Below are 15511 nucleotides of genomic sequence, written 5' to 3'. Positions count from 1 at the left end.
CCCGCCGGCCGCGCGTGCCGCCGGTCGGCGGGCCGCCCACCAGCGGCTAAGGTCGGAGGCGTGAACTCGCTCAGCCGCCAGCCCAGCCAGATAGACCAGATCGCCAACCGCCACGTCGCGCGCGCCGCCGCGCTCGACCCGCTTGAGGCCACCGGAATCGGCGTCCCCGGCCACGACCACGAACTGCCGGACCTGTCCCCGGACGGGCACGCCGCCAGGTTCGAACTGGCCCAGGCCACGGCCCGCGCGTTGCGCCAAGCCGCCGATGCCGCCGGGCTCAGCCCCGCAGACCAGGTCACCTTCGACGCCATGCAGGACCGCCTGGGCCTGGAGCAGCAGCTATTCGAGGCCGGCGAGCACCTGGCCGACCTCAACGTGGTCGCCAGCCCCGTCCAAGCCATCCGCGACGTGTTCGACCTGATGCCGACCGCGACCGCCGGGGACTGGGAGACCATCGCGCGGCGTTTGGCGGCGGTTCCCGCCGCCCTGGCCGGTTACGGCGCCTCGCTCAAACGCGGCCAGGCCGAAGGGCCGACCCCGGCGTTGCGGCAGTTCGAACTGGGCGCGGTCGAGGCGCGCAAGCTCGCCGGGCCGGATTCGGCCTTCGACCGCCTGACCGCCCGGGCCGCCCAAACCGAGCCCACGCTGGGGGGCGGGTTGCTGGGGGAACTGGACCGGTCGGCATCGGCGGCGAAGGCGGCCTACGGGGAACTGGCCGAACTGTTCGAGCGGGAGCTCGCGCCCAAAGCGCCCGTCGAGGACGCCTTCGGCCGCGACCGTTACGCCTTGTGGTCCCGCTATTTCGTGGGCGTCGCGGTGGACTTGGAAGAGGCTTACGCGTGGGGCGAGGCGGAACTGGCCCGCGTGGCCGCCCGACAAGACGAGTTGGCGGCTCACCTCGCGGGCCCGGGCGCCTCGGTGTCCGATGCCGTCCGCAAGCTCGACGGAGACGCCTCGCGTCAGATTCGCGGCAAGCAGGCGCTCCGCGAATGGATGCAGGCCACGGCCGACCAGGCCACGGCGGCCCTGGACGGGACCTACTTCGACATCCCGGAGCCGGTGAAACGGATCGAGGCGATGATCGCGCCGTCTGATTCGGGGGCGATCTACTACACCGGCCCGTCGCAGGACTTCTCACGGCCGGGCCGGATGTGGTGGTCCGTGCCGGAGGGGGTGGACGCGTTCGCGACTTGGCGCGAGTTGACCACCGTGTACCACGAGGGCGTGCCCGGCCACCACCTGCAGATCGGGATCGCCACCGCCCAGGCCGGCGAGTTGAACGACTGGCGGCGGCTCGCGTCCTGGTCGTCAGGCTACGGCGAGGGCTGGGCGCTTTACGCCGAGGCGTTGATGGGCGAATTCGGCTTCATGGAGGATCCGGGGGCGATGTTCGGGTTGCTGGACGGCCAGCGGTTGCGGGCGGCGCGCGTGGTGTTCGACATCGGCGTGCACCTGGGGCTGGCGGCGCCGGCCGAATTCGGCGGCGGGCGCTGGAACGCCGACAAGGCCTGGGAACTGCTGAAGGCGAACAATTCGGGCATGTCGGAGGGCTTCGCCCGGTTCGAATGGGCCCGCTACCTGGGATGGGCCGGGCAGGCCCCCTCCTACAAGCTGGGTCAGCGCGAATGGGAGCGGCTGCGGGCGGCCGCCACCGGCGGCGCGGGCGGCCCCGCCCTGCGGGACTTCCACAACCGCGCCCTCAGGCTGGGATCGCTGCCGCTGGCGGTCCTGCCTGCAGCCCTCGGCCTCTGAGCGGACCGTCTTCCCCGGCCATGTGCCACAACAGTCAAGACAGATCGCCGGGGGGTCGCAGTTCAAGCATCCGCCACCGCCGCGTCAATCATGTCGTTCGCCGATTGGAAGGGATCGCTTAAGCCTTCATCCGCACGAGCCTCGGCCAACGCCCTGCGCGTGTCGCTGTTCGGAACGGTGGTGACGCTGAACGGCAGGCTGCCGAATCCGGCCATCAGGTGACGCGCTTCGAATGCACCGCCGACGCCGAACGGACGATCTCGATCCAAAAGGCCATCGCCTAGCCTCGGACCGCCCTTCTGAATGACTGGTCGGCGGCCGTGACCGGGCAAGGCTAGCAGGGCCGGGTACGCCCGAAGCGGAGACCACGGCCAGGCGCGTCACGGTGTCGGAGCGGCGTGGCACAGTTGAGGGGTGCTAAGCGAGGCGACGCCCCCGGACTGGTTCGCGCCAGCCACCCGGGGCTGGTTCGAGGCCTCGTTCGAAGCCCCCACCGCCGCGCAGCTAGGCGCTTGGCGGGCAATCCACGATGACACCGACGCGCTGGTCGTGGCGCCAACCGGGTCTGGCAAGACGCTGGCCGCCTTCCTGTCCGCGATCGACCGGCTGATGCGGCAACCGCCGCCCGCCGCCGGCGGACAACGCTGCCGCGTTGTGTACATTTCGCCGCTCAAGGCGCTGGCCGTGGACGTGGAGCGGAACCTGAGGGCGCCGCTGGTCGGCATCTCGAACCAACTGGCCGCCGCCGGGCGGCGGGTGCCGGACATCCGGGTGGCGGTGCGCACAGGGGACACGGCCGCCCGTGACCGGCGGAACTTCGCCAAGAAACCGCCGGACATACTGATCACCACGCCGGAGTCCCTCTTTCTGGTGCTGACCTCCGGCGCCCGCGAGGCGCTGACGGGCGTGGACACCGTCATCCTCGACGAGGTGCACGCGCTGGCCGGAACCAAGCGCGGCGCCCACCTGGCCCTGTCGTTGGAGCGCCTGGACGCCTTGCTGCCCCGCCCGGCTCAGCGGATCGCCCTGTCCGCCACCGTCCGCCCCGTGGAGGAAGTGGCCCGGTTTGTGGGCGGCGCGCGCCACCGTCCCGGCCGGCGGCCCGTCGAAGTGGTCCAGCCGCCGTCCGCAAAAGTGATCGACGTCGCCGTCAAACTCCCGGTCGAGGATTTGACCGACCTGGGCGGCGCCCGGACCTACGACGCGGGTTTTGGGCGCGGCGACGCCCTGGACCTGAGCGGCAACGCCGCCGGGGCGATCCAAGGCGGCTCGATCTGGCCGCATGTCCACCAGGCCATAGTGGACCACGTCCTGGCGCACGATTCGACGTTGGTCTTCACCAATTCGCGCCGTGCCGCGGAACGCCTGGCGGCCCGGGTCAACGAGGAGTATCAGGCCCGCACCGGCGAAAGGCCTGATCCGGGGGCTGTCCAACCGGCGGAGATCATTTCCGCGGCGGGCACGGCGGCCGTTGTCGACCAGACCATCGCCATGGCCCATCACGGTTCCATGAGCCGTGACCGTCGAACCGAGATCGAAAACCAACTGAAGGCCGGCCGCCTGCCGGCCGTGATCGCCACCTCTTCCCTTGAACTGGGGATCGACATGGGCGCCATCGACTTGGTGGTCCAAGTCGGCGCGCCGCCCTCCGCCGCCGCCGGGCTGCAACGGGTCGGCCGAGCCGGCCACCAGGTGGGCGCCGTCTCAAAGGGCCTGGTCTACCCCGTTTACCGAGGCGACCTGGTGCCCGCCGCGGTCGCGGCCGGGCGCATGCGCGCGGGCCAAATCGAATCGATCCACATTCCCGCCAACCCGCTCGACGTGCTGGCCCAGCAGATCGTGGCCATGGTGGCCATGGACAACTGGACGGTCGCGGACCTGGGCCGCCTGGTCCGCCAGGCCGCGCCCTTCGAAAGCCTTGGGGAACGCTCGCTGGAGGCGGTCCTCGACATGCTCTCCGGGCGGTACCCCTCGGCGGACTTCGCCGAGCTCAAGCCGAGGATTGTATGGGACCGCGCCACCGGCGAACTCACCCCCCGGCCGGGCGCGGACTACCTGGTGCGCGTGTCCGGCGGCACCATTCCCGACCGTGGTGTTTACGGCGTTTACCTGGCCGGCGAACAAACCGACCCGAGGAGCTCGAAGCGCGTGGGCGACTTGGACGAGGAGATGGTCTACGAGTCGCGGGTCGGGGACACCTTCATGCTCGGCTCCTCGACTTGGCGCATCCAGCAGATCACGCCCAACGCCGTGTACGTCACACCGGCTCCCGGCCTGCCGGGCCGGTTGCCGTTCTGGAAGGGCGACTCCCCCTCCCGCCCGGCCGAACTGGGCGCCGCCATCGGGCAGTTTGTGCGGGAGACGGCGGCGCTGGCGCCCGAGGAAGCCAAGACGCGGCTCGCCGACCAGGGGCTGGATCAGTGGGCGGCTTCCAACCTGGTCAACTACCTGGCCGACCAGGGCGAGGCGACGGGCCAGCTACCGGACGACCGCACCATCGTGGTGGAGCGTTTCCCGGACGAACTCGGCGACACCCGCGTCATGATCCACTCGGTCTGGGGCGGCCGGGTCAACGGCGCCTGGGGGGCCGTTCTAAGCACCCGCCTGCGCGACCGCTACGGCCTGGACGCCCAGGTGATGCCCTCGGACGACGGGATCATGCTGCGGTTGCCGGAGTTGGCGGAAGACGCCGGCTTGGACCTCTTGATCGAGTCCGATGCCGTCCCGGCCGCCGTTACCGCCGCCATAGCCGGCACCGCACACTTCGCCGCCCGCTTCCGCGAGGCCGCTGCCCGCGCCCTGGTCCTCCCCCGCCGGGCCCCCGGCAAGCGCCAGCCGCTGTGGCAGCAGCGCCACCGCGCCCAGCAGTTGCTCCAGGTAGCGTCGCAATTCAACGACTTCCCGGTGGTCATGGAGGCGCTCCGGGAGACCCTTCAGGACGATTTCGACGTGCCGGCCCTGACCGAGTTGATGCGCGGGATTGAGCAGCGGCGCGTCCGCCTGGTGGAGGTGCAAACCCCGTCTGGATCGCCTTTCGCCAGCGCGGTCGCCTTCGGCTACACCGCCCGGTTCTTGTATGACGGGGACGCCCCGCTGGCCGAGCGCCGCGCGGCCGCCCTCAGCCTGGACCCCGCCATGCTGTCCGAGTTGCTGGGTTCCGGCCCGGCCAGCGATTTGGCCGACTTGCTGGACCCGGCGGTGGTTTTGGCCGTCGATGCCGAGTTGGCCCGCCGGACGCCCGAACGCCGGGCCGCCAGCGTGGAACAGTTGGCGGACCTGCTCAGGGAACTGGGCCCGCAAACCGCCGCGCAACTGACCCAGTCCACCTCCCCCGAGAACGGGGACGGCGCTTTCCCCCGCTGCGCTCCCGAAAACGGGGACGGTCTTGCCTCCGCGCCCGCGCCGCCCCGCGACCGCTCAGGCGACTCGCCCCGAAGCGACCGGAACGAAGACCGGACCAGCACCCATCTTGGTAACGGGGCAGCGTGGCGCGAATGGGTGGCGGAATTGATGGCGGCTCGACGCGTGATCGAGGTGAGGATAGGCGGCGAACCCAGGTGGGCGGCGGCCGAGGACGCCGCCGCGTTGCGGGACGGACTGGGAGTCGTCTTGCCGACCGGGCTGCCGGAGGCCATGCTGGCCCCGTCCGTTGACCCGCTTGGTGCCTTGACCAGGCGTTATGTGCGCACTCACGGCCCGTTTGAGCCGGGCGCCCTGGCGCGGGAGTTCGGGCTTGGAGTGGCGGTCGCGGAACGGGAACTGGAGGTGTTGGTCCGCCAGGGCCAGGCGCTGCGGGGAAGGCTGCGACCGGCCGAGGCGGGTGGCCAAGGCGGCCCCGACTACTGCGACCCCGGCGTCATGACCCGACTGCGGCGCCGCTCGCTGGCGGTGCTGCGCCAACAGATCGAACCGGTGTCCGCGCACGTCCTGGGCGCTTTCGCGCCGAGTTGGCAGCAAATCGGACGTTTGCGGGGCGCCGATGGCGTCCTGGCCGCGGTCGAATCGCTGGCCGGCGCGGCGCTTCCCGCCTCGGCTGTCGAGTCGCTGATCCTGCCCAGCCGGGTGACCGACTACTCGCCGGGCGCGTTGGACGAGTTGATCACCGCGGGCGAGGTGGCGTGGGTCGGCCAGGGCAAGACCGCCGCCTCGGACGGGATTGTGCGCCTGTTCGCTTTGACGACCGAGGACCGGGTCCTGGCGGACGCCGAGCCGCCCACCCCCGGATCCCCGGCCGCGCAGTTGCTGGATGTGTTGGCCGGCGGCGGCGCCTTCTGGCCGTTCGAGCTCGCCGAACGGTTGGGCCTGAGCCTGGGCTCGGCCGAACTCGGGAAGGCGGTCTGGGAGTTGGTTTGGGGAGGCTGGATCACGGCGGACTCGTTCGGACCGCTCCGCGCGTGGCTCTCCGGCGGGAAAACCGTCCACAAGGTCAAACGGCGGCCGCCCAGGACGCGGACGCTGGGCGCGCGGGCGTTCGGCGGAGCGTTCGGGGGCGGCGCGCTGAACAGCGGTGGAATGGGAGGCGGGCCGCCTGGCGACCGGCGCCTCGGCGGCCAGATTCCGGAGCGCGCACCCGGCCGCGCCGACCCGGGACTCGCGGCCCGTTGGGGTCTGGCCCCAACGCCCGCCGCGCGGGCGGAACCCGTCCCGGTGGAGCGCCGGCTGGCGGCTACGGCGCTGGCCCTGCTGGAACGCTACGGCGTGGTGACACGCGGGTCGGCGGCATCGGAAACGACGTTTGCGCAGGTCTACCCCGTTCTTAGCGCCATGGAGGAAGCCGGCTCAATCCGGCGCGGGTACTTCGTGGAACACCTGGGCGGGTCGCAATTCGCGTTGCCGCCGGTGCCGGACCAACTGCGCCTGGCGGTCGACTCGGCGGGGGTGCTGGTGCTGGCCGCGACCGACCCGGCCAACCCCTACGGGGCAGCACTGGCCTGGCCGGAACACCCGGGCAGCCACCGGCCCGGCCGGACGGGCGGCGCCATCGTGGTGCTGGCAGACGGCCATCTGGTCTGGTACTTGGAACGCGGCGGCCGCACCGCGCTCTCGTTCGGCTCCGACCAGGGCCGCCTCGAGCGAGGCGCGCAAGCTCTCGCGGACGCGGCGCGGGACGGCCGCCTGGGCTCCCTCAAAGTCGCGCGCCTGGACGGGGAGGACTCGCTGGCGGCGCACGCGCGCGGCGCCCAGGCGGCGGCGGCGTTGGCCTCGGCCGGCTTCGCCGTCACGCCATCCGGCCTGGTCAAGAGGGGAGGCCGCTGATGCCGGAGGGAGACATCCTGCGGCGGGTGGCGCTTCGGCTGGATCAGGTCCTGGCCGGCCAGGCCATCACCTATTGCCTGTTCAGGTGGCCCAGCCTGGGCGGTGTCGACTTGACGGGACAGACCGTGGAGGGGGTCGAGGCCTACGGCAAGCACGTCCTAATGCGGTTCGACTCGGGGATCGCGTTCCGATCGCACCTCAGAATGGACGGGGCCTGGCTGGTCGAGAAGGCCGCCCAAGGGCGGCCGGCCCAGGGCTCGCGGGCGGGGCGTTGGACGGCTCGCGCGGTCTTGGCCAATCAGTCCTGGGTGGCTATCGGGGACCGGCTGGGCATGGCCGACGTGTTGCGCGACCGCGACTTGGGGCGGCTGACCGGCCGGCTGGGGCCGGATGTGATGGCGGAGGATTTCGACGCCGCCCTAGCCGCCCGGCGGGTGGCGGCCCAAGGCGACCGCGGGATTGGGGCCGCCCTGTTGGACCAGACCGTGGTGGCCGGGATCGGCACCATTTACATGGCCGAGTCGCTGTTCGAATGGCGGGTCAGGCCCGACAGGGCCGCCGCCCAAGTGCCGGACATCCCCGGGCTGTTGACCTGCGCGCGGCGGCTGCTGTGGCGTTCGGTCGAAGCGCGCACGCCAACGGCCACGGGCCTGACCGGCCACGGCCAGACCAGCCTGGTGCACGGCCGCGAACGGCAACCGTGCCGCCGCTGCTCCACGCCCATCGCGGTCATGCGGGTGGGAGTGCCGCCCCTCGACCGCCCGGCGTTCTATTGCCCAACCTGCCAACCAAGTTGACGCCAACCCGATCAGGCACTGGGCGCTTAAACGACGCTGGGCGCCACCCACAGGTGGCGCCCAGCGCTCAGGTCAATTCCGAATTGAAGAGGTGCTTTAGCGAACCCCGGCCAACTCGTCTTCGAATAGGGCCTCCGGCGTGTCCGGAACCCAGTGCACGTCTTGCCCGGCCAAACGGTCTGACACTTCGCGCAGAGTGGCCCACAAAGGCGTGCCCAACGCGTCGCAGATAGAGGCGAGAAGCTCCGAACTCGCCTCCTTCTGGCCGCGCTCGACTTCGCTCAGATAACCGAGGGAGACTTTGGCGGCCGCCGACACGTCACGCAGGGTGCGCCGTTGACGGAGGCGATTCGACCTCAGCACACTGCCCAGTTCGCTTCGCAACAGGACCATCGGCTTCGCACCCCCCTTCTCGACCGGGCTCGCTTTGGATTGTGTTTGGCTGGTTAAACGGTACCGCTTCAGACCCTCCGCTTGATTCGTGGGCCTGATCGGTGTCATGCGTTGGCTGTTCATCATCGGGGTAAACGCCATGAGCTAATCCTATATTCCCGCAGTCTGGCGGATGGTCGCCTCGGCCAGTTCGAGCGCGCGCGTGACCACCTGTGTCCGCACCTGCGCGCGGCCTCCGTCAAGGCGCAACGCTCGAACAGCTGGTTCATCTTTTGCCCATGAACAGGCGACGAAAGCGGTTCCCGGCAGCGCCCCATCCGCCGGATCCGGCCCCGCCACGCCGGTCGTGGCAATGCCCACGTCGGCCCCCATGACTCGACGGATCCCGATCGCCATCTGCGCGGCGGCCGTCCCGTTGATCGCGCCGCGCTCCTCCAACAGTTCCCAATCCACGCCAAGAACGTCTCGTTTGATCTCGTTGGCGTAGGCCACCACGGCGCCGCGTAACACGGTGGACGCCCCCGGCACGTCCACTATCACCGCGCTGACCAGGCCTCCTGTCAACGATTCGGCTGTGGCGACCGTTAGTTCGTGTTCGCGCAGTAGATTTACTAGTGCGACCGCCCGCATCTCGTTGTCGAGCCCCCCGATGTTCCGAAACGGCGACATTTCCCTTACTCCTCTCCCTTGCCGCCAGCCTCCGGCGGCGCGCTCCAGCCTATACGCCGTTTGAGTTCCGCCAGTCGAGCTTCTGCCGCTGCTTGGGCGGCGGCGAGCGTGCTGTCCGCCGATGCCGTCTTGTCACCCCCCAGCTCCGCCGCCCTTTTGGCGGTGTCCGGACGAGCGCCGACCGCCGCTGGCCTTGGCCCGCCGGGCTGGGGAGACGCCTCAGCTGTCCGCCTGGGTTCGGGCTTCTTCGCGGGAGCGGCGGTTGGCCTGGTCCGACCGGAATCCGGCGCGGCTCCCAACGGCGGTTGCGACGCCGCCGGGCGGCCGGAGGCCGCTTGGGCCCTGGCCGAAGAGGCTGGCGCAGGGGTGCGGCCCGCAGCCGAAGCGGGCGCCACCGTCCCGGCCGACACGGCCGGGCGGCCGGCAGCGGCTTGCGCCCCGGCCGAAGATGCGGGCGTGGAAGCGCGACCCGGAACTGGACCGGCCTTCCTTGGCGCTGGCTTGCCGCTGGTTGGCTGTGCCGGGACCACGCTCGCAGGCGTGGGCGCGGGCGGCGCGGAGGTTGAGCGCTGGACCGTGTGCAACTGCCCCCACTCGGGCGTCCGGACTGGCCGGGCGGGCGCCGGCCGACTGCTTGACGGCCTGGCCGGCTTGACGTCGGCATCCGGCCAGCCCTCCACCGACCGGGCCGGTTTGACTGATTCGCTGACGGGTGCGGGCTGGGGCCGAGCAGACGGCGTGGGCGGCGCCACCGATGGACGGGTGGCAAGCCGGGGGGCCGGGGCGACTGGCGCCGCGGGCCGGACAGGTTTGGCTGGCGGAACGGCGGGCGCGGGCTTCGCCGCCTTCTGAACGCCAGTGTCAACGGGCGCGTCTTCGCTGGTCGCAGACGCGGATTCGCCACTTTGGGCCCCGATGGACGTAGGCACCGGCTTGAACCGCACACGGGGGCGCGGAGCTGCGGGCGCGGGCTGCTCGCCGGTGGCGGCTAGCGCGGCGGCGGTCTCCGGTTGGGATGTCGTCGCGGTGACGGCGGTCTTCTTGCGCATCAACCTGCCCTTTGGCTTGGGCGCGGCGGAGGCTGGCGTCTTGGCAGCCGCCGTGACGGCATCAGGCGCGGCTGGCGACTTTGCGCCGACGGCAGCAGCTGGCGCCTTGGCGGCTGACGCGACCGCATCGACGGCCCGCGACTTGGCGGCGGCTGGTGCCTTGGCAGCCGCCGTGACGGCATCGGCGGCGGGCGATTTGGTGGCCAGCCCAACGGAATCGGACGGGGCGGGCGGTTTCGCGTGCGACACGACGGCATCGGCGGCTGGCGGCTTGGTGGTCGCCGTGGCGGCACTGGCGGCTTTGGAATCCGAGGCGGCAACGCTGGCGGGGAGGGCACCGTCGCCTGCGGGCTCGGCAGACCCGTCAGCCTTGGCGCGGCGGAGGATTCCCCACGCCGTCAGCGCGTAGTCGAAGCCGGTGGCCACGGTGGCCGCCACCGCGAGGATCATCAAGAGCGCGATGAGCGTGGCCAACCACCCCTGCCGATTGATCCATTCGCCCGGCAGCAGGTAGCCCACAATGGCGCTGAGTTGCGTCGCGGTCTTCACCTTGCCACCCCAGGAAGCGGGGATGACTTGGTATTTGACCACCGCCATGCGCATCAAGGTCACCGCCAATTCGCGGCCCAAAATGATCCCGGTGACCCACCACGACACCAACCCGTACCAGGACAGGCAGATCAGAGCGGAGGCGACCAGGGCCTTGTCCGCGATCGGGTCGGCCAATTTGCCGAAATCGGTGACGACCCCCAGCTTGCGGGCCAGGCGACCGTCGTAAAGATCGGTTAGGGCCGCGACCAGGAACACCACGGTGGATGCGAGCCGCCAGCCGGGAGAGGTCGCGGAGTTGTGGACAAAGAGGACTATGAACACCGGCACTAGGATCAGGCGCGCCACAGTCAACGCGTTGGCGAGGTTGACGAGGGGGGGCGGGGCCACCGGCTGCTCGGGGATGCTCGGCACGTGTTTAGCCTAGCTAAGAATCGGTTGCGTCCTCGCCTTGGTCATCTTCTTGCTCTTCCGACGGCGCGAACGGCGAGACCGATTCGCCGGTCACCGGGTCGCGTCCGCTCAGCAACGCCAAAGTGGCTGGCAACGCCTCCGGCGGCACCAAGACCTGGCGGGCCTTCGCGCCTTCGGACGGCCCCACCACGCCTCGGCTCTCCAGAAGATCCATCAACCGGCCGGCCTTGGCGAAACCGACACGGAGCTTGCGCTGCAGCATGGACGTGGAGCCGAACTGGGTGGTGATGACCTGTTCAGCGGCTTGAAGCAGCAGGTCCAGGTCGTCCCCGATGTCCTCCTCGACCACGCGGCGGCGCGACGACTGAGCCGTCACATCCGGCCGGTATTCGGCTTCCGCCTGGGATTTCACGAAGTCGACCACGGCGCGGATTTCCGATTCGCCCACCCAGGCGCCTTGAAGGCGCATGGGCCGCGACGAGCCGTAGGGCAGGAAAAGGGCGTCGCCTTGTCCGACCAGCCGTTCGGCCCCGTGCTGGTCGAGAACTACGCGCGAGTCGGTTTGCGAGGTGGTGGCGAACGCCATGCGGGACGGAATGTTTGCTTTGATCACACCGGTCACCACGTCCACCGAAGGACGCTGGGTGGCGATCACCAGGTGGATTCCGGCCGCGCGGGCCAGGGCCGTGATGCGAAGGACGGATGCCTCCACATCCCTGGGCGCGATCATCATCAGGTCGGCCAGTTCGTCAACCACCACCAGCAGGTACGGGTACGGCCGAAGCGGGTGCTTGGCGTCTGGCGGCGCCTTGATGGAGCCGCTCTGAACGGCCTTGTTGAAGTCGTCGATGTGCTTCAGCCCGTAGCGCTCCAGGTCGTCATACCGCGCGTCCATTTCCCGCACCACCCAGTCGAGGGCCTCGGCCGCCTTCTTCGGGTCGGTGATGATCGGCGTGATCAGATGCGGGATGCCCGCGTAGATGGTCAGCTCGACCCGTTTCGGGTCGATCAGCACCATCCGCACTTGGTCTGGCGTGGCCCGCATCAGCAGCGACACAACCATGGAGTTGACGAAGGACGATTTCCCGGACCCGGTCGCGCCGGCCACCAGGAGGTGCGGCATTTTGGTCAGGTTCGCCACTTTATAGCCGCCGCCCACGTCCTTCCCGAGCGCGACCACCATGGGGTGCGTGTTGCGCCGCGCCACGGGGCTGGCCAGCACGTCGCCCAGTGGCACGGTCTCCCGTTCTTTGTTCGGGATCTCAACGCCGACCGCCGATTTGCCCGGAATTGGGGACAGGATTCGAATCTCCGGGCTGGCGACGGCGTAAGCGATGTTGCGCTGCAGTTGGGTGATGCGTTCAACTTTGACCCCCGGCCCGAGTTCCACCTCGTAACGGGTCACGGTTGGCCCGCAAGTGAAGCCCGTGACCGCCGCGTCGACCGCGAATTGCTCGAACACCCCGGCCAGGGCTTCGACAATGTCCGCGGCGCCTTCGCCTTGGTCTCGCTTGGGCAGGTCCTTGACCAGCAGGTCGGGGTCCGGCAGTTGGTACAGCAACTCCCCCGTCAGTTCGCCTTGCGCGCCGCCGCCCGGCACTTTGTGCGGCCGGGGCGCCCCCGTGACGGCACCCCCTTGCCCGATGCCGTCCGGTCCCCCCTCGCCGCCCGTCCCGCCGCTTCCGCCTTGCCCCGCCGCCAATTCGGCGGTGTCCTGTTCCATGACCTCGGTCTGCTCAGCCGCCCCCAGTTCGGGGGCCGGGTCGAATTGGGCGGTCCGGCCGTCGCCCGCCCGGCGGCGGGCCCGTGTCCCGGATCCCTCCGGGGTTTCATCTGGACGCCGGTAGGCCTCGTCGTGGGCGTAACCGTCTGGCGGCCGTGGCACCTGCCGGACGCCTCCTCCAGCCGGGCCGCGTTCGCCGCGGCCCGCCAAGCCGAGGGCCGCCCAGCCCTGGCGCAACCGCTGCGGGATGCGGGCCACAGGGGTCTTGGTCAGCACCAGCAGGCCGAAGAACGCCAAAATCAAGAAGATCGCGAAGGCGATTGCGGGCGTGACCAGCGCCGCCAACGGCGTGCCGATCAATCCGACCGCGCCGCCCGCCACCCGAATCGCCTCCCAGCCGTCCTTGGGGCTGGGCAGGCCGCGACCGATGTGGATCATCGCGGCCAACGCCAGAATCAACGTGGTGAAGCCGATCGAAATCCGCCCGTTGTCTTCCGACTGCTCGGGATGCCGCATCAACCGGACAGCCAAAAACACCAGCACCACCGGCAGGGCTTTGCCCAACACGCCGAAGCTTCCCGCCACGGCCCACTCGATGGCGCCTCCGGCCGCGCCGCTCAGCCCGAACCAACTCTGCGCCGCGACGACCAGGGCCAGGCAGATTAGCGCCAAGGCCCCGCCGTCACGCCGGTGTTCGGGCGGCAAGCCGCGCGCGTCGCGCCCAAAGCGACGGGCCCCCGCCCCCACGCCATGCGCCACGCCAAGCCACGCGCCTTTGGCCGCCCGCGCCGCCACATTGCGGTCCGGCGCCCCGACGGCCCCGCCGCCGGAAGTCCGCGCCCCGGCCCTGGGCGCGCCCGTCCCCACGCCCGGCTGAACCGCAGTCCGGGCGGTTGGCGGCGCGCCGACGGCGGCCTTCCGGCCAGGCGCGGCCGTGCGCTCCGCCGGTTTCGAATTCCTAGGCGTGGCCCTCTCCCGTCCCAAACATGTCTTGAATAACCGATTACCCCTTCAGGCTAACCGGCGCCACCGACACCGTGTGGTCTGACACACCGCCGCCGTCTCCCGCAATGTCCGTCCCCATGCTTGAGACAAATCGCCGTCCCCGGTCCCAAACGGGGGACGGCGATTTGTTTGGGCGAAGGGGACAGCCACTGGCGGTCAAGTCCAGAATACGGACCAGTTTTGCTCAAAACGTGGACGCGAGTGATAATTCCCGCAGCGGGTCTTCGCTGGCCGCTTGCCAGCGGCAAGGCGCACGGCCCGCCCGAGCGACCCAAAGGACGAACCCAATGACACTCATCCGGGACAGCCACACCCGTTCCAAGCGCCTTGACGCTTTGGCGTTCACACGCCTCCACGGGCGTCTCCTCTGGGGTTCCGGCCTGGGCTGGGCCATGGACGCCATGGACGTGGGGCTGATCTCGTTTGTGCTGGTGGCGCTGCCAGAAAGCTGGAACGTGACCGCCACCGACAAGTCCTGGATCGCCTCGGCCGGCTTTGCCGGCATGGCCATCGGAGCGTCCCTGGGCGGGCTGATCGCAGACCGGTTGGGGCGCCGCCAAGTCTTCGCGCTCACCTTGTTGATCTACGGCGTGGCGACCGGCGCCAGCGCGTTGGCCTGGAGCGTGGGCGCTCTGATCGCCCTGCGTTTCGTGGTCGGCCTGGGCTTGGGCGCCGAATTGCCGGTCGCCTCAACCCTGGTCAGCGAGTTTTCCCCGCCCCGCATCCGCGGCCGCGTGATCGTCTGGTTGGAGGCCTTCTGGGCGGTCGGCTGGACCGCCGCCGCTCTGGTCGGCTACTACGTCGCCTCGCCCACGGGCGCGTTCGGCGCGGGCGGCTGGCGTTGGGCGCTGGTGGTGGGCGCCGTGCCGGCCCTCTACGCGGTGTTCGTGCGGCGCTCGCTCCCCGAGTCGATCCGCTTCTTAGAGTCGAGGGGGCGCTTTGACGAAGCCGAAGAGGCGGTTCGCGCCTTCGAGGCCTCGCTTCCGGTCCGTGCCCAGGCCGCCGGGACGGGCGAATCGTCGATCAGCGCCCCGACGCCCGGCCGCGCGCCAAGCCAAAGCGCAACGGCGGCGGACCCGGTGCGCGGCCAGACGGCATCGGGCACCGTGGGCGCCGAGGAGTCGGGCGCCGAATTCGAGCCGGTCCAAGCCAAGCCAGCGGCCCTTTTCCGCAGCGGGATGGCCCGGCGGACCGTGGCCATCTGGGCGGTCTGGTTCTGTGTCAACTTCGCCTACTACGGCGCTTTCACCTGGTTGCCGTCGCTGCTGGTGGCCGATGGCGTGACCGTCACCAAGTCCCTCGGCTACACGCTCATCATCACCTTGGCGCAACTGCCGGGCTACGCCTGCGCCGCCTGGCTGATCGAACGCTGGGGCAGGCGCGTGACGTTGACCGTGTTCCTGGTCGGCTCGGCCACGGCGGCGGCATTGTTCTCCCAGGCTGGCAGCCCGTCTGCGGTGATCGCGGCCGGCATGCTGCTGAGCTTCTTCAACCTGGGCGCCTGGGGGGCGCTGTACGCCATCACGCCGGAAATCTACCCGACCTCGCTGCGCGGCACCGGCGCCGGCTGGGCCGCCGGATTTGGGCGCGTCGCCTCCATCATCACCACGTTGGCGACCCTGCCGTTGCACCAAGCCCTGGGCACCGCCTGGGTGTTCGCCATCTTTGCGGGCTTCTTCGTGATCGGGGCCATGGCCGCTTGGGCCCTGCCGGAAATGCGGGGCAAGGTCCTGGCGGACGACTGACCCCGAGGACGGGACCGTCCCCGGTATGTATGGGACCCGTTTGGGCCCCGTCGCCCTACGCCAGGACTATCACCGGGATGATCATGGGGCGGCGGCGGAGCTTCTTGGAGATCCACCGGCCGGCCACGCGGCGCATCACCTGCTGAAGCTGGTGCGTGT

The 15511-nt window shown here is 70.3% G+C and carries 9 protein-coding genes and 1 pseudogene; 4 read left to right on the top strand and 6 right to left on the bottom strand.

Annotation, left to right across the window (positions count from 1 at the left end):
* Window positions 1–60 precede the first annotated feature (60 nt).
* Complete coding sequence (locus tag LBC97_04470) at window positions 61–1752, top strand: DUF885 domain-containing protein (GenBank protein MDR2565306.1); 1692 nt, start codon at window positions 61–63, stop codon at window positions 1750–1752.
* A 62-nt stretch (window positions 1753–1814) separates the two neighbouring features.
* Here the strand turns inward: LBC97_04470 and LBC97_04465 are convergent, their stop codons facing one another.
* Complete coding sequence (locus tag LBC97_04465) at window positions 1815–2021, bottom strand: hypothetical protein (GenBank protein ID MDR2565305.1); 207 nt, start codon at window positions 2019–2021, stop codon at window positions 1815–1817.
* A gap of 145 nt (window positions 2022–2166) precedes the next feature.
* Between LBC97_04465 and LBC97_04460 the strand changes: the two genes are divergently transcribed.
* Window positions 2167–7008, top strand: a complete 4842-nt coding sequence (locus LBC97_04460; protein MDR2565304.1) for a DEAD/DEAH box helicase — start codon at window positions 2167–2169, stop codon at window positions 7006–7008.
* Window positions 7008–7805, top strand: coding sequence for a hypothetical protein (locus LBC97_04455; protein MDR2565303.1), 798 nt, complete (start codon window positions 7008–7010; stop codon window positions 7803–7805). The genes LBC97_04460 and LBC97_04455 overlap by 1 nt, the downstream gene beginning before the upstream one ends.
* A 213-nt stretch (window positions 7806–8018) precedes the next feature.
* On the opposite strand, the pseudogene LBC97_04450 reads toward LBC97_04455, so the two are convergent.
* The 4 genes and pseudogenes from LBC97_04450 to LBC97_04435 form a co-directional block, all read right to left on the bottom strand.
* A pseudogene (locus LBC97_04450) lies at window positions 8019–8189 on the bottom strand (helix-turn-helix domain-containing protein).
* Between the two features lie 159 nt (window positions 8190–8348).
* On the bottom strand, window positions 8349–8867 hold the full coding sequence (locus LBC97_04445; GenBank protein ID MDR2565302.1) for a CinA family protein: 519 nt from the start codon (window positions 8865–8867) through the stop codon (window positions 8349–8351).
* Window positions 8868–8872: 5 nt separating this feature from the next.
* A complete protein-coding gene (gene pgsA / locus LBC97_04440) occupies window positions 8873–10879 on the bottom strand; it encodes a CDP-diacylglycerol--glycerol-3-phosphate 3-phosphatidyltransferase (protein ID MDR2565301.1) in 2007 nt (668 codons plus the stop codon).
* A gap of 13 nt (window positions 10880–10892) precedes the next feature.
* Entirely contained in the window at window positions 10893–13469 is a 2577-nt protein-coding gene (locus LBC97_04435) for a DNA translocase FtsK (GenBank protein ID MDR2565300.1), read from the bottom strand.
* Between the two features lie 425 nt (window positions 13470–13894).
* Here LBC97_04435 and LBC97_04430 point away from each other — a divergent pair, with 425 nt between their 5' ends.
* Window positions 13895–15352 (top strand): MFS transporter, encoded by a 1458-nt coding sequence (locus LBC97_04430; protein MDR2565299.1) that lies wholly within the window; start codon window positions 13895–13897, stop codon window positions 15350–15352.
* Window positions 15353–15407: 55 nt separating this feature from the next.
* On the opposite strand, the gene LBC97_04425 is transcribed toward LBC97_04430, so the two are convergent.
* Complete coding sequence (locus LBC97_04425) at window positions 15408–15491, bottom strand: hypothetical protein (GenBank protein ID MDR2565298.1); 84 nt, start codon at window positions 15489–15491, stop codon at window positions 15408–15410.
* Window positions 15492–15511 lie beyond the last annotated feature (20 nt).

The organism is Bifidobacteriaceae bacterium (genome assembly GCA_031281585.1).
Classification (GTDB): domain Bacteria; phylum Actinomycetota; class Actinomycetes; order Actinomycetales; family WQXJ01; genus JAIRTF01.
This window is presented reverse-complemented; position numbering and strand designations above follow the sequence as displayed.